Raw genomic sequence first — 22,695 nt, forward strand, 5'->3', positions numbered from 1 at the left:
ATAACGTTTAGGCAAAGGGCTTTTGTACATAATATGGAGATAAGAAAGTTAGGTGCATATTATAAATTTAGATTATAATATGCACCAACTTTTAATTATATGATTAATTATTTGACTAAATAAATTCTATACATGTTGGAGTTGGGATGTTTTCAGATTTTATAAAAGTTAATTCTCCTGTTATTGAATTAATAGAAAATATAGATATATTATCGGAATTTTCATTAGCACAAAGTAGGAATTTACCAGATGGATCCAATTGGAAATCTCTAGGAGAATCACCATTACAAGAAATAGTGTTTATATACTTAAGCTTTCCATTATCTGAATTTATATGGAATAAACTTAAAGAATTATTTCCTCTATCTGAGGTATAGAGAAATTTATTATTCTTGTGTATACGAATTGCGGAACCAGATTTTGTCCCGTTGTAGTCCTTTGGTAATGAACTTAAAGTTTGAATATTTTCAAAAGCAATATTTGATTTTACTTTATAATCAAAAACAAATATTTCAGAAGTTAATTCACTTAAAACGTAGTAATAGTGTTTTCCATTAGCATAAGTAATATGTCTTGGCCCTGTGCCCGCAGGGAATGTATAGCTTAAACTTTCATTCTGATATAGTTTCCCATCTTTTATTGAAGAAACTATCATTTTATCAATCCCTAAATCAATAGATAAAATATATTTCTCATCATTAGAAAACATTGAGCAGTGAATATGAGGTTTTTCCTGCCTTAATTGATTTACACTAGACCCACTATGACTTCCAAGCATAGGAGAATTTAAAATCAAGCCATCTAAAGTTTTGTAGACAAACATCTTGTTTTCATGATAGTTTGAAGAAATTAAAATCTCATGACTGTTATTTAGACTTACATGACAAGGTGGTTTTTCTTCTGAAAGATTAGAGTTTATTAAGTGTAGTTTATTATCTTCTTTCCAATATTTAAATGAAGATACCCCAGCTTTTTCCTTGACTTTACATGTTGAGTAAAGAATGTGTCGTTCTCTATCTAGAGTTAAATATGTAGGATTCTCTATATTGTAAGCTAAATTGATATTTTCAATATTACCTGAAATTGTATCAAAATTAATTCTATAGATTCCTTTGCTTTCATTTTTGGTATAAGTTCCAATAAATCCAACTGAAATATTTTCTTTTAGTACCATTATATATGCCCCCTTTTATTGTATATCTATTAGTATAGCATAAATAGAAGTAAAAGATATTTATGAAATTTTGCAGAGATCTATTGATTTTAATCATTTAATTATAGTAGTGGAAAAAATAAAAAAAATTAATAATTGTGTATAATTATTAATGTCAAAATACAATTAAATAATAGTAAGTTTTTGTAAATAGTTAATTATAAACATTTATAAACTGTAAATGAAGTAATTCTATGATTTATTAACAGTGATTACCATAAAATTAGTTTTATGCAAGTAAGTAGCAAAAAAAATCTTTATCATAATTTTGAAAATATTTCAAGAATTTTAGCCGTAATTTTGAATTGTGAAATGTGCATTGTGAATTTAAACCTATATAAATTTGTTTAAAGAATTTATGTTATACATTCATAGTTTAACTTGTGAAAGTGATAGCAACATAAATATATTATTTAAGTTTACATAATTTTAGTATTATATTTATTTTTATAATGTTGATAAGAAGTGGAATTTTGATATAATAATATTTATATACAAAAATAATCAAATAACAATTTAAAATAAGCAATAATCAAATTGGGGGGAAACAAAGATGCCAATAAAAATTCCTATAGAATTACCTGCATTTCAGGTTTTATCTGATGAAAACATATTCGTAATGAATAATGAAAGGGCTAATACTCAAGATATCAGACCGCTAAAAATAGCAATTCTTAATTTAATGCCAAAAAAAATAGTAACAGAAAATCAATTATTAAGATATTTATCTAACACGCCACTACAAGTAGAGGTAAGTCTAATACAAACTAAGAGCTATACTTCACACAATACACCGCCGGAGCATCTAAATAAATTTTATAGCTATTTTGATGATATAAAGCAAGAAAAATTTGATGGACTTATAATAACTGGAGCTCCAGTTGAACAAATGGCTTTTGAAGAGGTTACATACTGGAAAGAACTTACTGAAATAATGGAATGGAGTAAGACTCATGTATTTTCAACATTCTATATTTGTTGGGGGGCACAGGCAGGTCTATATTATCACTATAATATACCTAAATATGACTTAGATGAAAAAATGTTTGGTGTGTTCTCACATTGGGTTAATGATGAGAAAGCTGATTTGACAAGAGGATTAGATGATGTATTTTATGCACCTCACTCTAGACATACTGAAGTCAAGCGTGAAGATATAGAGAAAGTTTCAAATCTTGAAATTTTATCCGAATCGGAGGAAGCTGGAGTATTTATAGTTGCAACAAAAGATAGGAGAAATGTGTTTGTAACTGGACATATGGAATATGATAGAAATACATTGATGGATGAGTATATAAGAGATAAAGAAAAAGGCGATGAAATAGCTCTACCTAAAAATTATTTTAAAAATGATGACATAAATCAAAAACCGTTGTACACATGGAGAGGTCCTGCTAGCATAGTTTTTGGAAACTGGCTAAATTATTGCGTATACCAAAATACACCTTTTGATCTTAATGCTCTTTAGAAATTTTATAGATAAATATAAGTGCTTTTTAAGCACTTATTATTTTGTTCTTAAATTTTGTGAATCGTATATAAGGAGAGATTGATGAAGGAAAAGAATTTTCATTTAATATTATTAATAAGTATATCTGCAATTTTAGTTGTATCGGGAATAAATCCTCATGATAGATTTACATGGGTATTAGAGGTTCTTCCGGCAGTGATAGGAGTTATGGTCTTAATAACTACTTATAATAAATTCGTATTTACTAACTTAACTTATACTCTTATTTGGATTCATGCAGTTATATTAATAGTGGGTGGCCGTTATACATATGCAGAAATGCCTTTATTTAATTGGCTAAGAGATACTTTTGACTTGAGCAGAAACTACTATGATAGGCTTGGGCATTTTGCACAAGGATTTATACCAGCAATAATTATTAGAGAAATTTTCATAAGAAACAAAATTGCTAAAAATATAGCATGGACAAATTTTATTACAATATCAATTTGCCTTGCTATTAGTGCTTCCTATGAAATAATAGAATTTATTGTCGCATTAATTACTGGCGAAAGTGCAACTGCCTTTTTAGGAACTCAAGGAGATATTTGGGACACTCAGTGGGATATGATTTTTGCGCTTTTAGGTTCAATAGTTTCAGTGTTAACGCTGGGAAAATATCATGAGAATTTACTAAAGAAAAAGCAATAATATTTTCTTCAACAAAATTTGAATATTAATATGTCAGTATTAATAATTTAAATATAGTACAGTTAGGAAAATTTGCATAAGAAGTATGAATGGAACTCCAATTGTAAACTTCTTATGCTTTGTTTTATGCCTAAAACTAGACATTCCAATAAGCATGCCAATAGAGCCACCCAAAATAGAAATACCTATGAGATTTTTTTCAGGTATTCTCCATTCTTTATGAATAGCTCTTTGTTTATCTATAAGCATAATAAGAAAGCCTAGAAGGTTGATAATCAATAAATATGTAAATAGGATTTTTAACATAAATTTCACTCCAATATAATATTAAATATAAATTTGATATTAATGATAACATAATTTATACTGGAGCACAAAATATAGGAATATAGAATGAAAAAAGTTGGATCTACTAAAGTCTATTAGTATTGCTTATTTTGAATATATGGAATTAGCCACCTAAAGTTACATCTTGCTCATTGTACCACGATAAAGCATCATAAAAGTCTTCTTTCCTAAAATCAGGCCAGTAATTATCTAAAACATAAAAATCTGAGTAAACTGATTGAACTGGCAATAAGCCGCTTAATCTTCTTCGCCCACCCCATCTAATTATAAGATCTATTCTAGAAATATCTTTTGATTGTAAATATGGTTGAATATGCTTTTTTGAAATATCTGAACTTTTTAGTAAATTTAAATCCCATTCCCAACCATAATTGATTAGAAAGTTTGCCTTTATTCCGCCTAAACCAAATTTTTTTCTTTTAGTGAAGGGTAATAGTTCTTTTGGAAAGCAGTTAGACTCAGTATTACCTAAGACTAATATTTCGCAATCTTCTTTCGTCAAAAGCATAACAGAATCAATGCAAGCTTTAGTAAACGCTACTTTTTGCTCGCTGGGACGTTTGGTATTATCAATTGTGAATCCATAAAAGGTTACTTCCTGAATATTTTCTTTTTGGCATAATTTAAAGACCTCAAGTCCTGGATTTATTCCGTGATCATATCCCTTATCTTTGCTTAATGAGTTAGATAAAGCCCAACGTCTATTTCCATCAGGAATGATGCCTATGTGTTTCGGGATTCGCATAATTTTTTTCACCTCTCAAATTTGATATTGCTTTTAAGAGTATAACCCAATTAATCCAAAAAAATACACACCTTTAAAAAAAGCGCGAAGCGCAATTAAGAACTTAGTATGAAAAAAGCGCGAAGCGCAACCAAGATCTTAGATGAAAAAGCACGTACATATGAAAAGGGTGCGAAGCACAATTCGGAACTTATTAAGTACAACCAGGAAATCAGGTGAGAAAGTACTCATTTATGAAAAAATGGAAAAGCATAATTAGAAACATAAGTTGGATATAAACTTAAAAAATAAAAACCCTAAGCACAAGTTTAGGGGATCCCATGCTTAGGGTGAGTCATTATAATATATAAACGACTTCTATTAATTAATAAGGGGTAAATAATTAACTACTTTACGATATTAGTATAATCCTGAAATGTGTCAAAAATATGTCAGAAATAAAAAATATGTTTAATTTATGCAATAATATTTATAAAGGGTTGCATCTCTATAAAGTATAAGTTATTAAGTTATGTGAGTTGATTATAAATATTTAATAATTAATTATAAATTAAATGTTTTTTGAGCTAAAATAGTATATACTAAAATATTAGCAGAACAAGATGTTTATCTAAGTTTAAAATTTTTTTAGAACAATGTTATGTTAATATATTCTAAGGAATATACTTTGATTAGAATTTTATTTGATAAAGAGTAAGAAAAATATTTTTCATTTCTATATTAATCAGAGTTAATCTATAATTCCTATAAGAATTGCTTGGAAAAAACAATCTCTATCTGATAAACTTAAGTGAGAGTCCAAATGTATCATTTGGCAACTCGAACTTACTCAGCGAACGAATGTGAGTCGAGTTTTAGCTAATAAGTCCAAAAGTGAGGATCCAAATTTTATATTTGGTTACTGCAGTTTCTCCTTTTGAGAATGTAGCGTTTGGAAATAAATAGAAAATGTAAATAAAAAAGTATGTGAGGTGTAAATACGTGATAGGCTTAATAGGCATAAGAAAAAATACTCCATTGGAAATTAGAGAAAAATTTATAGTTAAGTCTAAAAAATATAACGAGTATTTTAGAGAATTATTAAAGGAGCTAAATGAAGTAGTTATTTTAGCTACATGTAATAGAACAGAAATTTATTTTAATGCTTCTTTAAATGAAGAAGAATTATTAAAAAAGATTTTTGATATTTTTAATTGGGACTATGAATATAAAAAATATGTTTTTATAACTAATGATAAGGATGCTTATAGGCATTTATTTGAAGTTTGCTCTGGATTTCATTCGAAAATATTAGGAGAAGATCAAATTTTAGGGCAAGTTAAAGACGCTTATGAAGAAGCTTTAGAATTTAAAGCTGTTTCATTGGAATTACATAGATTATTTCAGGAAGCTATTACTTGTGGAAAGCGATTCAGAAAAGAAGCTAAGTTGTTTGAAATACCAGTATCATCTTCTTCGATAGTGGTTAGCGAAGCTATTAAGCGTGAATGTACTAAATTTATGGTTTTAGGTTATGGGGAAGTTGGACAGCTTGTAATGAAATATTTGCTTTCACATAAAATCCAAACTGTATACTTGGTTGTTAGAAATCCTAAAATAAAAGATGAAATACAGGATGAACGAGTAAATGTAATTACTTTTGAAGAAAAGAATAAATATATTAATAGTATAGAATGTATAATAAGCTGTACTTCAGCACCACATCCAGTTGTAAAAACAGAAGATATTAGTGAAAGTGGAAGTAGGTTAGTAATATATGATTTATCAGTTCCGAGAGATGTGGAAAAAGAGGTGGCGTTATTATCTAGGACTGAGGTTTATAATATTGATACAATAAGTCGTATAGATGATGAAAATAAAAAATTAAGAAAAGACAAGATGGAAGAAAATAGACATATAATGAATAAATACCTGAAGGAATATGATGAATGGTTAAAATTAAGAAGTATTTCTCATGTAATCAAAAACTTAAAAACTGTTGGAAATGATGTTTACGAGAAAAGAGTTCAAACTTTTTCACATAAAAGCAAAGATAAAAATGATATTGCTTTAGCACATAAATTAATTAAAAGTACATCTGATTTTTACATAAATAGGGCAATTGAAGTTATCAAAGAAGAGACTCTAAAAGGATGTGGTGAAGAATGGATAGGAATAATAGAGAAAATATTTATGACGAAGGAATAGAGTATTCTTATATCTCGTTAATTTCTAAAAAGCTAAGAGTTGGAATAGTTGGCGGAGGTAAAGCAGGCATAATAAAAGCAAGACATTTTGTAAGAAATAAATGCTGTGTCGAGGTAATTTCTAAAACTTTTGATGAAGAATTAATAGAACTTTCTAAAGTATTTCCAGAAAGACTTAAGCTTATAGATGAAGATTTAAGCTATGAATTTTTAAGAGATAAGCATCTTATAATTATTGCATTAGATGATGAGAATTTAAAAACAATGGCAAAGAAATACTGTGAAGAGAGCTATAAGATATATATAGATTCATCTGATTTTATAAGTGGAATGGGAGTTGTTCCGATTCAAAGAAGTACAGAAAATGCAGTATTTGCTTTAAATACCAAGTATGGAAATCCAAAAGGAGCAGTTTTACTTTCTAACAAAGTAGAAAATACTATAAAAGAATATGATGAATTTATTAGATATATAGGATTGATACGAAATAAAGCAAAGTCATTTCCAGAGCTTAAAATACAGATAACTTCGTTTATTGGAAATGATGAATTTAAAAAATCTTTTGATAAGGGTGAAGCTGAAAAAGCATTAAGAAGCAGATTTTCGAAGGAAATTGTAGATTATTTAATCAATTTTTAAATGGATTTGTAGATAAATGAATTTTGGAGGTAGAATTAAATTAATGAATAAATTAACTATAGCAACAAGAAAAAGTAAATTGGCACAGACACAAACAGAAATAATAATGAGAAGTTTAAAGGATAAATTTAATATAGATAGTGAAAAAATGCTTATTGTTACTGAAGGGGATAGAAAATTAGATGTTTCTTTAGCAAAGATAGGCGGAAAGGGATTATTCGTAAAAGATATAGAAATTGCACTTTTAGAAAAAAGAGCTGATGGCGCAGTTCATAGTATGAAGGATGTACCTTATGAATTGAGTCATGAATTTGAAATAGCGGCTATAACAGAAAGAGAAGATATAAGGGATGTATTAATTTCTAAAGATAATATACCATTTAAAGAGCTTAGAAAAGGTGCAATCATTGGAACTAGCAGTATAAGAAGAGCTTGTCAGTTAAAGCTTATGAGAAATGATTTGGAGATAGTTCCAATTAGAGGAAATGTTCAAACTAGATTAGAGAAAATGAAAAATCAGAATTTAGATGGAATCATACTAGCTTCCGCAGGATTAAAAAGATTAAATGAAGAAGATATAATCACTGAGTATTTTGATCCTAAAGTATTTATACCAGCAGTGGCTCAAGGAGCTTTGGGAATAGAGTGTTTAAAAACTAGCAGTGCTAAAAAATATTTTGAAAAAATGGAAGATTCAAATGCTAAGCTAACAGTTGAGGCTGAACGAAGCTTTATGAGAATGCTAAATGGTGATTGTCACAGCCTTATTGGAGCTTATTCTGAAATTCAAGGTAATGATTTATATATGATTGGTATATATGATATAGGCGGAAGAATAGTTAAAAAAGATATTTTAGGAGATAAAAACGATCATATTGAATTAGGAAGAAAATTAGCAAATAAGATATTAGAGCTATAGGAGAGATGGAATATGAGTAAAGTATATATAATAGGTACAGGTCCAGGAGATGAAGAGTTATTAACATTAAAGGCTGTCAAGGTATTAAAAAGATGCACAGCTGTCCTTTATGATAGGTTAGTTTCAAATAATGTGTTAAATTATCTGGAGCCAAATTGTGAAATTTATTATTGTGGAAAGGAACCAGGAGCTCATTCAAAAACTCAGGAAGAGATTAATGAGCTTTTAGTTAAGCTTGCAAAAGAAGGGCATACAGTTGGAAGAATTAAAGGTGGAGATCCTTATGTTTTTGGAAGAGGCGGAGAAGAGGTATTGGCTTTAGTTGATGAAAATATAGAATTTGAGGTAATACCAGGGGTGACATCTCCTATTGCAGTCTTAAATTATGCGGGAATCCCAATAACTCACAGAAAGATAGCACAAAGTTTTCATGTTATAACAGGAAAATCTGCGCAAGATTTAAATGTGAATTTTAAGGCATTAGCTAAAGAAGAAGGCACATTAGTATTTATGATGGGATTAAGCAATTTAGATAATATAGTTGAGGAGCTTATTAATAATGGAAAAGAACCAACTTTTCCATGTGCAGTAGTGATGAGAGGAACTTCAGCTAAGCAAAAAAAGGTAGTAGGAACTCTTGAGAATATTTCACAAAAAGTAAAAGATGCTAAATTACAATCTCCATGTATAATTGTAGTTGGTGAAGTTGTAAATTTAAATAAAGATTTGAACTGGTATGAAAATAAACCTTTGTTTGGAAAGAATATATGTATTACAAGATCAAGGAGACAATCTGAGAAATTAAAAAATAAATTAGTTGACTTAGGAGCGGAAGTTACAAGTTTTAATTCTATTAAGATAGAAAGCAGTGCGGAAAACTTAAATGATTATATAGATAAGATAGAAAATTATGATCATATAGTATTTACTTCAGTTAACAGTGTAGAAATATTTTTTGATTATCTTATTGAAAAAGATTATGATATAAGAAGAATTAAGGCTAAAATATCTGCAATAGGAGCTGCTACTGCAAATTCTTTAAAACAAAGAGGAATTATCTGTTTTGCAAAGGCCAGAGAGTTTGTTGGCGAAGGTTTAGTAAGTATATTAAAACCTCATTTAAAAGATGACCAAACACTACTTTTGCCGTGTTCTGCAAAAAGCAGAAAATATATCTATGAAGAATTAACAAATTGTGGTGCGAGTGTAGATAAAGTGTATATATATGATACGGTTTGTGGATCAGTAGTTAATAAGAGATCTTTTGATGAAGTTGACATAGTATTCTTCACAAGTCCGTCAACAGTTGAAAACATGATTGATATGTTAGGTATCGAGGAAATTAAGAAAAAGCAGATTATAGCTATAGGACCAAAGACTAATGAACCTTTAGAAAAGTATGGAATAAAAGCATACGTATGTAAAGAACACTCAGAGGAAGGGTTTCTGAAAGAGATAGAAAATTTACTGCAATAGAGGAAATAGATTTTTTAAAATGATTAATATATAAATTTAGATAGTAAATAAAATGAGTGACATCTTTGAAGATGGCTAAAATAATGGAGGAGTTTGTTATGATTAAAAGAGGTAGAAGACTTAGAGTTAATGCTGCCATTAGAGATATGGTAAGAGAAACAAGTTTAGATTCAAAGGATTTTATTTATCCAATTTTTGTTGTTGAGGGAGACAATATAAAAAATGAAATTTCATCACTGCCAGATGTTTATCATTATTCAGTTGATAGATTGTATGAAGTAGTTGAAGAAGTTAGAGAAGCTAATATTTCTGGAGTATTACTTTTTGGAATTCCAAACCATAAAGATGAGTGTGGTTCTGAAAGTTATAATGATAATGGAATTGTTCAACAAGCAATAAGGGAAATAAAAAAGCTTGATAAAGAATTGCTTATTATTACTGATGTCTGCATGTGTGAATACACTTCACATGGACACTGTGGAATAATCCATGATGAATATGTAGATAATGATGAAACATTAGAATATTTAAGTAAAATAGCATTATCACATGCGAAGGCAGGTGCAGATATTATAGCTCCTTCAGATATGATGGACGGAAGAATTGGATCATTAAGAAGTGCATTAGATGAGAATAACTTTAAGAATGTTAGCATAATGAGTTATTCTGCTAAATATTGCTCGGCTTTTTATGGACCATTCAGAGATGCTGCAAATTCAGCGCCACAATTTGGAGATAGAAAGACATATCAAATGGATCCAGGGAATAGGATGGAAGCCATTCGTGAAACTCAAATGGATATAGAAGAAGGAGCAGATTTCATTATGGTTAAGCCAGCGCTTTCTTACTTAGACATAATAAGAGATTGTAAAGAAAACTTTAATCTTCCTCTCGTAGCTTATAATGTAAGTGGCGAGTATGCTATGATTAAAGCTGCTGGAAAGCTTGGTGTTATTGATGAAGAAAGAGTGATGATGGAAACTTTAACATCGATTAAGAGAGCTGGAGCAGATATAATTATTACTTATCATGCATTAGAGGCAGCAAAAGTTCTAAGAAGATAAAAGAACACAAATAGATAGTAATTAAAAAATTTATATATTGCAAAAATAATTATTACCATAATTCTAAAAATATTACAAGAATTTTAGTCGTAATTGTGAATTGTGCATTGCAACATATATATTTAAATATATAAATTTTTTACAATTTAAATATAATAATATGTAAATATGAAACAATAAAAATATAAATATATATAAATATTTATAGATTTTATGCGGACTAAGGAGGAGTTAAATTGAAAAACGTTGATATATTTAAAGAATCAGAGGAATACATGCCTGGTGGAGTTAACAGTCCGGTTAGAGCCTTTAAGGGAGTTGATTTAAATCCGCCTATTATAAAAAGCGGTAAAGGCGTAATAATCAAAGATGAGGAAGATAATGAATATATAGATTTCGTATTAGCCTGGGGACCATTAATTCTAGGACATTGCGACGATGATGTTGTAGAAGCTATTAAGGAAGTTAGTTCAATGGCATTGGCTTTTGGAGCACCAACAAAATTAGAATTAGATTTAGCAAAATTTATATGCACTAATCTGGATAATGTTGAGATGATTAGAATGGTCAATTCGGGAACAGAAGCTACTATGAGTGCAGTTAAACTTGCAAGAGGATACACAAAGAGAAAAAGAATTGTTAAGTTTGCAGGATGTTATCATGGACATTTTGATGGTTTTTTAATTGAAGCTGGATCAGGAGTGATGACAGGAGGAATACCAGGTTCACTTGGTGTACCTAATGAAAGCATAGAAAATACGTTAATTGGTATATATAATGATAAGGAACAAATTACAGAATTATTTAAAAAATATGGTAATGAAATTGCGGGAGTTATTATTGAGCCGGTAGCTGGAAATATGGGAGTAATAAAGTCAGAAAATGATTTTATGGAAACTCTAAGAGATCTTTGTAATCAATATGGTTCACTACTAATATTTGATGAAGTAATGAGTGGATTTAGAGTAGCATTTAAAGGAGCACAATCACTATTTAACGTTAAGCCAGATTTGGTTACTTATGCTAAGATTATGGGGGGCGGACTTCCATGTGGTGCATATGGTGGAAGAAAAGAAATAATGAAGAATCTATCCCCTTTAGGAGGAGTTTATCAAGCTGGAACTATGTCAGGAAATCCAATTGTTATGGCAGCAGGTATAGCAACTTTAAATAAGTTAAAAAATAATCAGAATTATTATGATCACATCGAAAATATAGGAGCTAGACTTGAAGAAGGTATAATAAATATATCAAAAAAATATGATCTTCCGGTTGTAATGAATAGAGTTGGAGGAATGATGACTTTATTCTTTAATGATTTAAAAGAAGTTAGAACTTATGATGATGTTAAGAAATGTGATGTGAATAGATTTAATAGATATTTTGAACATATGTTAAAATCAGGATTTAATTTACCTCCGTCACAATTTGAAGCATTATTTTTAAGTGTACAACATAAAGAAAGTCATATAGATGCTTTCTTAAAAGCATTTGAAGAGTTTGCATCAAATGAAAATAAAATGAGTTTATAATAAAATGCATTAATAAACTTATAAAAGGAATGACTTACATATGAATAAAATTAATTATCAAAAGGAATTAGATTACTTAATTGAAAATTTGGTAAAAAATGAAGAGGTTCCAACTTTACTGCTTCATAGTTGCTGTGCACCTTGCAGTAGCTATGTGTTGGAATATTTGTCACAATATTTTAAGATAACTATCTTCTTTTATAATCCTAATATATACCCAATGGAGGAGTATACTAGAAGAGTTGCGGAACAAAAGGGTCTTATATCAGAAATGAAAGTCAAAAATGAAATAAGATTTATTGAAGGAAAATATGATACGGAAAGTTTTTATAAGTTAACTAAAGGTTTGGAAGAGGAAAAAGAAGGTGGAGTTAGATGTTTTAATTGTTATGAATTAAGACTTAATGAAGCTGCTATAATGGCCAAGGAAAAAGGTTATGACTATTTTACAACAACATTATCTATAAGCCCTCATAAAAATTCTGCTAAATTAAACGAAATTGGTAAAAGTTTATCTGAAGAACATGATGTAAAATATTTATATTCTGACTTTAAGAAGAAAGAAGGGTATAAACGTTCTATAGAGCTTTCTAAACAATATAAATTATATAGGCAAGATTATTGTGGATGCGTATTTTCTAAAAATGAAAGAATGAACGATCATAATGAAAAAAATAAGTAAGCAATTATTAAATAAAATATAATAAAAAAAGTACAACAGATAAATACTTAATATTATATAATAATACAAAGGAGAGGATTAATGTGTCTGATAAAATTATAGATTTTAATGAATTAAAAAATAAGGTCAAAGATAAAGACATAGATAAATTCGAAGATTATATTTATTCTATGTATTATAAACTGGCTGAGGGCAAAATGAATATGTCTGATTTCTCCAAAAATATATTAGCTTACATGGAAGAAAATAATATATCACAAGATAAATTAATAAATATACAAAAAAAGTTTCTAGAAAGATATGGAGTAGATCCTTCTTTAATTCAGGGGCAATTTAAAATACCTGGATTTGATACGGGTGGAAGCAACTTAGACTATCAGACTATTAAAAAGACAATGGGGTTTCAGGAAAAATATAAAAGTAGAATATCTAATAAAACAATGTCAGAATATTTCATAAAAAACGAGAAAAATGATTTGAAAGTACTTCTAGAGAATTTAGATGTTATATTAGTTAGTGAGAAAAGTATAGACTTAAATGATAATGAGTTAAATGAATTTTTATGCTCATATAAAAAAGTAATAGAGGATAAGAAAATAAATATAGTAATATGTGAAAATGTAAAAAATTACGAATATTAATTTTCTAGGTGAAGTGTCAGGTAAAGTAGATGAAACTATATAACAAGTCCCAATTATCATAGAATGTTCTTATATGCAGAAAAGTTCTGTATTGCAGTATATCTGCTCTTTTCATAAGTGCATAGCTGCGCTTTATAAGATGTATATTTTAGGACATTAAAAAGTTAAGGGTGAGCCATAAAGAAATTAGGGCATACCCTTTATTTTTTTATACCTATGTGTAAAGAGTTGGAAAGTACTAATGATGATAGCCTGTAATTTGGCTGATAGTATCAATCATTAGTCTAGGAGAAGAATGTCCGACGTGAAGTATAATCTGAAGGAAACCGAAGGTAAAGTCTTGCATCAGATATACGAATTACAGTTGAGGATTAGATTTGTTGCATCACATTACCTACGATTTCTATAAATATTTACTCTATAAAGGTGAATTGAAAATTATAAATTTAAGTAATCCTTCAGAAAAGTCCATAATATCATCTTTAGAGATATTTGATAAATCGTGAGCACTGCTATTTAATGTAATCAGCTTGGCTTTTGAGTGCTCCTGAACACATTTATCGTAAAGTTCCTTTGAGCTTTTATAAGGAACCATATTATCTGAATCACTATGAATTATCAAAGTATTTGGATTCGATTTGCTTACATAGTTTATAGGATTATATTTTTTTATTACTTCTTCTTTATTTGAAATAGAAGCAAAAATTTTTGATAAATCATAATTTAAATTTTGAGTATTTAATAGACTTAAATCAGTTGGTCCTGCAAAATCAATTAAGTATTTTACTTTTGAAGAATAATTGCTTAATTCGTTATCATCTATAAATTCATCATCACCACTGTAACTTGCCATGAGAGAAAGATGCGCGCCGGATGAAACACCAATAATGCCTATTTCACTTGTATTAAGATTATAGGAATACTGATTCTTATTTATCCATCTTATTGTATCCTTGACATCGGAAATTTGTTTGTTGAAATTTTCCTTTTCTTTCATAAGCTCATAGGAAGTACTTATAATTGTATAACCTTGTTCTCTAAAAGTATCGAGTACTGGACTCAATGCATCAGGAATATTTTTATCTCCATAAGCCCAGCTTCCACCATGAACATATACAAGTACTGGCGAAGATTTATATACTTGATTTATTGGACCGTAAATATCTAGTTTTAATGGGACATCATTAGTATTTTTATAAATAACATCTTTGTAATTCATTGAACTTGATGACTTTTGAGTATTGAATTCCTGTATTGTCCATACATGATTTTTTAAAGAAATATATTTATCAGCAATTCTATACGATAATATAATTCTTTTGTAGAAAAATAAACTAAAAATAAAAAGTACAATAAATAAAATTGAGAAAAATCTTTTAAAAAACTTCTTCATTAAATACTGCATGCCTAATATTTAATAAAATTTACTTAGGTATTTATAATAATTTAGGCATATCTCCTTTCTGAAAAGATTTTATAATATCAAAATACTAATATAGGCAGTCTAAAGAATGTGTATAGAAAACAGGCATTTAAGTACACTTAAAGACTATATTAGAATTTCTATATTAATATAAATTTATACTATAAATTTATATTACAAAAGATTTAAATAATTCGCAAATTAAGAAATTTGCAATTTATTGGGAAAAAATGGATACATTTTTAATAAAAATAAAAGTATAAATAATATTTTATATTAGTATGAATATGAATAATATATAAGAAGAGACGATTAGTTATTAACCTTTTTGAAAGGAGAAGATATGAGCAATCCTTTTGGTATACTTGTTTATTTGGATGAAATTTTAGTTAGAAATTTATCCTCTTTAGTGTTAACTGGATTCATAGAAACAATAACTAGAACTCAAGCTTTTGATAGAACATTATCAGCAGGGTTTCATGAGGGAGATAGAATAGAAAATTCTAATCAAGGAAGTGTTACAAGAATTGAGAGAAAAGGATTTAAGGATAAAAATGAATTAGATGCTAATAATAATTTTGAGCATCATCATATTGATAAAGAAATAGATGCAAGGCAATGTGTAAGAGAGGAAAGGCAAGTCAAAACTACTTATACTACATTCGTATTAAATGGAAGTTTAATTAACTACTTCAATGAAAATAAGCAGTTGCAGCATAAAAATGAAAGAGATATAGAAAATAATAACATATATCCAGGAGATCTAATTGAGATTGAAGGAACAATCACAAATAAAAGCATTATGTCTTATATTGAAACTCTAATTAATTTGATAACAATATTTGGAGCAGAATACTTAGATGATTTAACTAAAGAGTGTAATGTGAAAATAAATTTTTCAATGTGTTTAAAAATGCTGACTTATATGAAAAGTATTTTAGAAAATAATAATACTACAGATTTAATTATGAAGTGTGGAAATGGAACAATAATATTAAACGTCAATAAAGATAATTTTATGAATAATAAATTTAATATATTTGATAATATAAATTGTCCGTGTAGGGTTATAGGAAAAGTAATAAAAACGTGCACCGAAGAACACGATTCTATAAGTTTACTTAGAAAAACTGGTCAAGAACAGTTTTATGAGAAGTTTTTTGAGCAATTTACTCCTCTTATAGAGTGCTTAGAGAAAAATGATATTTTTGTACCAGAGTGCCCAGATTTAAGAATTAATGAGTGCGCAATCCAAATAATGCCATTAAACATTTACATGTAAAAAAATATTATGATTTTCATGTGTTTTATGGAAAAACACTTGTTTATCTATAGGATACATGATAATATATATTACAGGTGGAATATGTTTATATATACTTAAATTTGTTAATTAATAAAGATATATTTTCATATTTAATACAATTTTGAGGTGATATTAGATGAAGTTTAGAAGTACTAGGGGTCTGGATAAGAATATAGAATCTGCTAGAGCAATAATTAATGGAATTTCAAAAGATGGCGGATTGTATGTTCCAGATGAATTTCCTAAAGTCTATGATGAATTGAAGGAAGATACGCATATTAAATATGAAGATCTAGCATTTAAAGTTATCAATGAGTTTTTCACAGATATTGATGATGCGGAATTAACTGGGGCAATTAATGACGCATATAATGATAGATTCAGTGTGGAAGTAAAGAACAATTTTTTAGAATTATATCATGGACCAACTTGTGCATTTAAGGATGCAGCGTTGTTATTTTTACCACAAATCATGAAAAGAGCTAAAAAGATTTGTGATGTTAAAGAGGATATAACAATTCTTACAGCAACATCAGGAGATACAGGAAAAGCTGCACTTGAAGGTTTTAAAAATGTTGATGGTTTTAAAGTTGTAGTTTATTATCCTAAGAATGGTGTTAGTGCAATTCAGGAAAGACAAATGTCAAGTCAAGAAGGAAACAATGTTAAGGTCATTGGAATAAAGGGGAATTTCGATGATGCTCAGACAGGCGTAAAAGAAATCTTCGGAGATAATGAATTCAGAGAAGGGCTATCTCAAAAAGGATTTATCTTATCATCGGCAAACTCTATTAATATTGGAAGATTAGTACCTCAAATAGTGTATTATTTTTATGGATATTTCAATTTAGTGAACCAAGGAGTAATACAAAGAGATGATCCTATAAATGTTGTAGTTCCTACAGGAAATTTTGGAAACATATTAGCAGGATATTATGCTAAACAAATGGGATTACCAATAGATAAATTTATATGTGCATCAAATGAAAATAAAGTTCTTACAGATTTCTTTGAAACTGGGGTATATGACAAGAAAAGAGAACTTATTTTAACAGAATCACCGTCTATGGATATACTTGTTTCATCTAATCTTGAAAGATTATTATTTGAAGCAAGCGGTAGAGATACTGAAGTTGTTAGTAGATTAATGGAAGATCTAACTACTAAAGGTGTTTATGAAGTAAATGAAAAAATTAAAAGCTTCATAAAAGAATTTTATGGAAACTTTGCAACTACAGAAGAAGTGTATGATGCTATAAAGGAAGTTTATAAGAAAGATAATTACTTGATGGATACTCATACAGCAGTGGCATATGTAGTTAAAAAGAAGTATATAGAAGAAACTAAAGACGACAAACCAACTTTAATACTTTCAACAGCAAGTCCGTTTAAATTTCCAAGAAGTATTTGTAATGCACTTGATATTGATGTAGAGGGATTAGATGATTTTAAAGTACTAAATAAATTATCTGATTCAACAAATAATAAAATACCAAATAGTTTAAGCACTTTGGAAAATGCAAAAGTAAGACATGATGAAGTTTGGGATAAGAGTGAGATGAGAAATGCTCTATTATCTTATTTGAATTCATAGGTGATAAACATATGATTACAGTTAGAGTACCAGCTACATCAGCAAATATGGGACCTGGATTCGACACGCTTGGAATAGCATTAAATTTATACAATGATTTTGCATTCAGGGAAATAGAAGATGGTTTGAAGTTTAATGGAATGCCAGAAGAGTTTTGTAATGAAGATAATATTATTTACAAAGCAATGAAATATTGTTTTGATAAAGCGGGCTATAAAATAAAAGGATTAGAAATAAGTGAAATTAAACAAAATGTTCCAGTATCTAGAGGTCTTGGAAGTAGCTCTACATGTATAGTTGGGGGACTAGTAGGAGCTAACGAAATCTTGGGGAAGAAGTTTTCAGAAGAAGAGTTGTTGGAGATGGCTGTAGAAATTGAAGGACATCCAGACAATGTTGCACCAGCCTTACTTGGGGGCATGGTTGTTGCAATAGTTGATGAAAACAAGACCTATTATGATAAGATAGATGTAAAAAATGGAATTAAGTTTATTTCGATAATTCCTAATTTTAGATTATCTACTGAAGAAGCAAGAAAAGTGCTTCCGAAGGAGATAAGTTTAAAAGATGGAGTATATAATGTATCAAGAGCAGCTCTTATGGTTGCATGTTTTTCTAGCGGAAAATATGAACTATTAAGGTATGCATGTAAAGATGCCTTTCACCAAAATTACAGGAGTAAATTAATTCCTGGTTTTGAAGAGGTGTATAATAAGAGTTATGAATTAGGAGCTCTAGCTTGCTATTTAAGTGGAGCAGGTCCTACAATCATGGCGATTATCGATGAAAAGGATGAGCGCTTTAGCAATAAGCTTAAAGAATTCTTGCAAATAAAAGGATTGGAATGGAACATATTAGAGTTATCTTTAGATAATGCGGGGGCAACCATTATAGAAGGTACAAAATGATGAGTGGAGATTACTTGGTTATAGATAAAAGGGTTTTACCTGATGTTTATGAAAAAGTTCTTTTTGCAAAAAAATTATTAAAAGATGGAAAAGTAAAAGAAATAACTGAAGCAGTAAAAATAGCAGGAATAAGTAGAAGTGTTTACTATAAATATAGAGATTTTGTATTTGATTTTGCAGAAACTTCAGAGGGTAGAAAAGTTACCTATAATATTATATTTAAGAATGAAAAAGGGCTTTTGTCAAACATAAGCAATTATATTACAGAAAAAGGTGGAGATATCTTGACAATAAATCAAGGTATACCTTTAAATGGCTATGCTAACTTAAGCATAACCATAGATTTATCTACTGTAGATGGAGATATAAAAACATTGACAGAGGGCTTACTTAACATAAGAAATGTTGAAAAAGTTGAGTTTATAGGAATGGAATAGGAAGGGAAACCTTCCTATTTTAATTATATCAATTTTAAAGAATATTAATAAAATATAAAACCTGTTTAAAATATGCTAAAATAAATTAAAGTCGGTAGAGACAAGTTCTATAGGGAACAAGGAAGGTTTTATAATAACTATAAAGGTTAGAAATATCACATTATTCAGAAATGGAGGTGTGTTTTTTATTACACAAAATTAAAATGGAGTGATTTCATGATTAGAAATAAATATGAAAGTGATTATATGATTAAAAAGCTTGGATTAAATAGAATGTCAGAAAAGATATTTACGGATAATTCAACTTTAGATGAAATTAAAAGTTATTTAGAAGAGAATACCTATGAATATTATAATATAAGAGATAAATCTGTATCAGGAGGTAAGTTTTTATATATGCTTACTAAAGAACAGGTGTTGCTAAAAAGCAAAAAATACAAGAGATATGCAGTATATGAGAGTTTAGCTATTGCAGATGGTAGATTAATATTACAAGGTGACATAGAGATAGACAGAGATTTTATTATGAGAGCATCGTTAAGTGATATAAAAGGAATATCAAATAGAATTGCAATGGAAAAGCCAGTATATAATATTTATAATTACGATTTAAAAGAAAAAAGAGATCCGCCAATAAGTGGATTATCTAAAGTTATAGATTATATATCACAAAATTTTTTAATTGACATGGTGGTTGAGTTCTCTCTGTTTGAAATACCAGTAGGAATAAATCAAGAAAATATAATAATTTGGGAATTAAGAAACTACTAAAAAGTGATGACTAAAAATATCTTGAAATAAATTCCAAGATATTTTTTTATGAAAGAACAAACTTCATTTTCTTGTAACTCATATATTAAAATTTTTTCACCATATAAATAAAAGGCACTCATTATGAGTGCCTATCAATAATTAGAGAAAGCAAAGTGGAAAGTTTGAACTCTAACTTATTTAATTTTATTATAGCATAAAGAGGGGAATATATGAATGCCTGAAATAAAAAAACAATGTAGTATAGACTATATAATTATTTATTTCAAGATGAATTAAAAAAATCACAAAAATATTGAAGGGTTTAGAAAATCACAGTATGTTTAAACTACAAAAAATGCAATTATTTTTTTAACTTACAAGTAATGACATAAATTTACATAGAAAGATGTTATAATTTAATTGTAAAAGGGTTTTAAAATTAAAATGGGGTGAGATAATGAGAGTATTATGTAATAATTGTGGTTTGAAATGTCATATTAAGGAATGGAAGGAAAGACTTGATGATTTGTTGGCTAAAAAGCAAAATAACTTATTGGATGACGAAGTAATTTGCTTAAGTCAATCTATTGACGATTTAATATCTGACTGTATATTTTGCAACACAAGCAATTTATATAGTTCCAATCGAAGAAATACCGGTGAAAGAGATTCTATTTTATACTACTATGGAGAGCAGCATTTAATTGTTAATTTATATAATTACATAGAAGAAGGAATAAGAAGTAAAGAAAATATCTATATTTCTGTTGAGAAAAATCTTTATAAGAGATTAGAAAATTATCTTATAATCAATAGAATTCCTACAGAAAAATTTAAATTTATGTGTTTAAAAGACATGAAATCGATGATTGAGAATAATGATAAGTCTATTAAACTAGGGGAAGAAAAATCTAGGTGGATAGTTCAACCATCTTTGCAAAAGCACTTTTTATATGCAGAGAGTACTTTAAACAAACATACTAAAGATTTAGATTTAGACATTCTCTATATATATGATGCTTATGAGTATATTCATAGAAATGTTAAGAGTGAGTTAAACTCTAAGCTATTAGGAAAATGTCAATATTCGCTAAAAAGAGAAAGTCATGAATTATGGGTTTAACAGTAATGTAGAATTAAGAGTCTTATATTTAAGGCTCTTTTTTGTGTTAAAGGACTGCTAATAAAGGAAAAGTCTTAATAAAATATAATAAAAATAGCTTTATTTTTGTATGGAATTATAAAAATGTTGAGTTATAAAATTGGATTATTTAAAGGAATTAAGTAATGTGAAAATTTCAAAATGATGCAACTAAGTATATGACATATCGCCTTGTTTATGTTAAGTAGAAAAATATTAAAATTTCAGAAAAGCTCCTAAAGGAGGAGCTTGTATATATATTTATAGCTATAAAGAATATTTATCTGCCATTTATATTCATTGGTGAAAATGATATGCTGCCATCACCAATGATTATAATTTTATAATCATATTTCATAGGACGCATTACATATTTCATTGAATGCCCTTCAAACCTTATAGATTGTTGTATCCTTTTGTTGCCGTCGAATATAATCATAAAAACTTCATTAGGAGAAAGGTTCTGAACATTATACATAACATTTTGCATGATACTTAAATCCGATATGGTATAAAATCCTTCCGAAAAGTTTTGTGGGAGAGATGCAGCATTAGCAGTTGGTTTATTAATATTAAATGTGATTAGTAAAATAATAGAAAGTGCAAAAGTAAATTTTTTCATTATTTAACCACCTTTCATAATTTAAATTCGAATATTGAACCGCTCAAATTTTATTATTAGAATTTAGATAAAATATATAACAGAAATATGTTAGAAGATTAATATGAATACTAGGAATTAATGAATATAAAGTAAATGTAGCTGGTAAGATTGATTAATAGTTATGCTATTACAACGAATAGAATTACAATAAGTATTATTAGAGACTGAGAAAGTATAGATTGCTTAAAACTGAGTTTTAAATTTTTTGCGAAATACCAATAAGCTAAAAACATATAAATAAAAAAAGGAGAATTAGTTCCAAATAGATAGCCCCCCCTTAGAAATGTGTAGGGGATAGACTGGGGAGGTATTTTGTAAGATAATAAATTAATTACTATTCCTCTTATATTTTTCATATGCATGGCCATTGAAGGGATGAGAATTAATTTTATCGAAAAACCAGCTATGAAGTTTTGGGATAAAGAAATAGAGAGCAAATTCCTAAATAAAAGTAGAAATTATATAGATAGGGCTTTCTTGCAACATATCTCAAATTAAGGCTGAGAATTTTATTGTCTAGATTTCATTATTGTTATGAACTAAAACTTATATTAAATTATTAAGGTATGCAGGCTTAGAAATTACCAATATTTATGGGTTTGCTTTTTTATTTCTTAGATAACTATATGAAGCTAAATTTGCGAACAGTGAGTTCATTAACTGTGAGTATAAATTACGGGAAGACTGGTTCGTCTGAATCAGCTTAATATTTAGTAGGAGATTTATTATTTATAGTATTATGGAATTATGGAGCTGTTTTAAGTAAGTAATTTCATGAGCGGCTTAATGATTAACGAGATTAATCATTAATTAGTATAAACTTTGAATGAGTGAGTATACTAAAGTCAAGAATAATATGCAAA

The 22,695-nt window shown here is 28.3% G+C and carries 21 protein-coding genes; 16 read left to right on the plus strand and 5 right to left on the minus strand.

Going from position 1 to position 22,695, the window contains the following annotated elements:
• Window positions 1–115: 115 nt before the first annotated feature.
• A complete protein-coding gene (locus ACJDTP_RS04470) occupies window positions 116–1,174 on the minus strand; it encodes a lactonase family protein (protein WP_406760609.1) in 1,059 nt (352 codons plus the stop codon).
• Between the two features lie 592 nt (window positions 1,175–1,766).
• Between ACJDTP_RS04470 and metA the strand changes: the two genes are divergently transcribed.
• Together metA and ACJDTP_RS04480 are read left to right on the plus strand one after the other, a co-directional pair.
• A complete protein-coding gene (metA, locus tag ACJDTP_RS04475; protein WP_161222720.1) occupies window positions 1,767–2,681 on the plus strand; it encodes a homoserine O-acetyltransferase MetA in 915 nt (304 codons plus the stop codon).
• Window positions 2,682–2,765: 84 nt separating this feature from the next.
• Window positions 2,766–3,374 (plus strand): DUF2238 domain-containing protein, encoded by a 609-nt coding sequence (locus ACJDTP_RS04480; RefSeq protein ID WP_406760610.1) that lies wholly within the window; start codon window positions 2,766–2,768, stop codon window positions 3,372–3,374.
• Window positions 3,375–3,413: 39 nt separating this feature from the next.
• On the opposite strand, the gene ACJDTP_RS04485 is transcribed toward ACJDTP_RS04480, so the two are convergent.
• Window positions 3,414–3,680: a DUF1294 domain-containing protein gene (locus ACJDTP_RS04485; protein ID WP_077840221.1), complete on the minus strand. Its 267-nt coding sequence runs from the start codon at window positions 3,678–3,680 to the stop codon at window positions 3,414–3,416.
• Between the two features lie 145 nt (window positions 3,681–3,825).
• Window positions 3,826–4,467 carry an undecaprenyl diphosphate synthase family protein gene (locus ACJDTP_RS04490; RefSeq protein WP_406760611.1) on the minus strand — a complete coding sequence of 214 codons (642 nt, stop codon included), beginning with the start codon at window positions 4,465–4,467 and terminating at the stop codon, window positions 3,826–3,828.
• A gap of 981 nt (window positions 4,468–5,448) precedes the next feature.
• Between ACJDTP_RS04490 and hemA the strand changes: the two genes are divergently transcribed.
• From hemA to ACJDTP_RS04530, 8 genes are all read left to right on the plus strand, one after another.
• Window positions 5,449–6,654: a glutamyl-tRNA reductase gene (gene hemA / locus ACJDTP_RS04495; RefSeq protein ID WP_406760612.1), complete on the plus strand. Its 1,206-nt coding sequence runs from the start codon at window positions 5,449–5,451 to the stop codon at window positions 6,652–6,654.
• Window positions 6,612–7,292, plus strand: a complete 681-nt coding sequence (locus ACJDTP_RS04500) for an NAD(P)-dependent oxidoreductase (protein ID WP_406760613.1) — start codon at window positions 6,612–6,614, stop codon at window positions 7,290–7,292. The genes hemA and ACJDTP_RS04500 overlap by 43 nt, the downstream gene beginning before the upstream one ends.
• A gap of 43 nt (window positions 7,293–7,335) precedes the next feature.
• Window positions 7,336–8,211: a hydroxymethylbilane synthase gene (gene hemC, locus ACJDTP_RS04505; RefSeq protein ID WP_103697667.1), complete on the plus strand. Its 876-nt coding sequence runs from the start codon at window positions 7,336–7,338 to the stop codon at window positions 8,209–8,211.
• Window positions 8,212–8,223: 12 nt separating this feature from the next.
• Window positions 8,224–9,687, plus strand: coding sequence for a uroporphyrinogen-III C-methyltransferase (gene cobA, locus ACJDTP_RS04510; RefSeq protein ID WP_406760614.1), 1,464 nt, complete (start codon window positions 8,224–8,226; stop codon window positions 9,685–9,687).
• A 98-nt stretch (window positions 9,688–9,785) separates the two neighbouring features.
• Complete coding sequence (gene hemB / locus ACJDTP_RS04515; protein ID WP_077853978.1) at window positions 9,786–10,751, plus strand: porphobilinogen synthase; 966 nt, start codon at window positions 9,786–9,788, stop codon at window positions 10,749–10,751.
• A 236-nt stretch (window positions 10,752–10,987) separates the two neighbouring features.
• Complete coding sequence (gene hemL, locus ACJDTP_RS04520) at window positions 10,988–12,283, plus strand: glutamate-1-semialdehyde 2,1-aminomutase (RefSeq protein ID WP_077853977.1); 1,296 nt, start codon at window positions 10,988–10,990, stop codon at window positions 12,281–12,283.
• A gap of 40 nt (window positions 12,284–12,323) precedes the next feature.
• Window positions 12,324–12,965 (plus strand): epoxyqueuosine reductase QueH, encoded by a 642-nt coding sequence (locus ACJDTP_RS04525; RefSeq protein WP_077869238.1) that lies wholly within the window; start codon window positions 12,324–12,326, stop codon window positions 12,963–12,965.
• Window positions 12,966–13,048: 83 nt separating this feature from the next.
• A complete protein-coding gene (locus ACJDTP_RS04530; protein WP_077869239.1) occupies window positions 13,049–13,606 on the plus strand; it encodes a DUF3867 domain-containing protein in 558 nt (185 codons plus the stop codon).
• A 418-nt stretch (window positions 13,607–14,024) separates the two neighbouring features.
• Here the strand turns inward: ACJDTP_RS04530 and ACJDTP_RS04535 are convergent, their stop codons facing one another.
• Entirely contained in the window at window positions 14,025–14,999 is a 975-nt protein-coding gene (locus tag ACJDTP_RS04535) for an alpha/beta hydrolase fold domain-containing protein (RefSeq protein WP_406760615.1), read from the minus strand.
• A gap of 373 nt (window positions 15,000–15,372) precedes the next feature.
• On the opposite strand from ACJDTP_RS04535, the gene ACJDTP_RS04540 reads away from it, so the two are divergent.
• The 6 genes from ACJDTP_RS04540 to ACJDTP_RS04565 all read left to right on the plus strand — a co-directional run bounded on the left by ACJDTP_RS04540 (window position 15,373) and on the right by ACJDTP_RS04565 (window position 21,150).
• Entirely contained in the window at window positions 15,373–16,311 is a 939-nt protein-coding gene (locus ACJDTP_RS04540) for a DUF6414 family protein (RefSeq protein WP_078114929.1), read from the plus strand.
• 160 nt (window positions 16,312–16,471) lie between these two features.
• Window positions 16,472–17,929, plus strand: a complete 1,458-nt coding sequence (gene thrC, locus ACJDTP_RS04545; RefSeq protein ID WP_078114930.1) for a threonine synthase — start codon at window positions 16,472–16,474, stop codon at window positions 17,927–17,929.
• An 11-nt stretch (window positions 17,930–17,940) separates the two neighbouring features.
• The gene (gene thrB / locus ACJDTP_RS04550; RefSeq protein WP_078114931.1) at window positions 17,941–18,837 is read left to right on the plus strand and encodes a homoserine kinase; all 897 of its coding nucleotides are present in this window, start codon (window positions 17,941–17,943) and stop codon (window positions 18,835–18,837) included.
• Window positions 18,837–19,274 carry an ACT domain-containing protein gene (locus ACJDTP_RS04555; protein ID WP_023974269.1) on the plus strand — a complete coding sequence of 146 codons (438 nt, stop codon included), beginning with the start codon at window positions 18,837–18,839 and terminating at the stop codon, window positions 19,272–19,274. The genes thrB and ACJDTP_RS04555 overlap by 1 nt, the downstream gene beginning before the upstream one ends.
• Window positions 19,275–19,490: 216 nt before the next feature.
• Window positions 19,491–20,045, plus strand: coding sequence for a hypothetical protein (locus ACJDTP_RS04560; protein ID WP_406760616.1), 555 nt, complete (start codon window positions 19,491–19,493; stop codon window positions 20,043–20,045).
• Window positions 20,046–20,484: 439 nt separating this feature from the next.
• Complete coding sequence (locus ACJDTP_RS04565) at window positions 20,485–21,150, plus strand: hypothetical protein (protein WP_077837978.1); 666 nt, start codon at window positions 20,485–20,487, stop codon at window positions 21,148–21,150.
• Between the two features lie 298 nt (window positions 21,151–21,448).
• Here the strand turns inward: ACJDTP_RS04565 and ACJDTP_RS04570 are convergent, their stop codons facing one another.
• Window positions 21,449–21,790, minus strand: a complete 342-nt coding sequence (locus ACJDTP_RS04570; protein ID WP_077843472.1) for a hypothetical protein — start codon at window positions 21,788–21,790, stop codon at window positions 21,449–21,451.
• Window positions 21,791–22,695: the final 905 nt, after the last annotated feature.

It is taken from the genome of Candidatus Clostridium helianthi, assembly GCF_045310795.1.
In the GTDB taxonomy this organism is placed as follows: domain Bacteria; phylum Bacillota; class Clostridia; order Clostridiales; family Clostridiaceae; genus Clostridium; species Clostridium helianthi.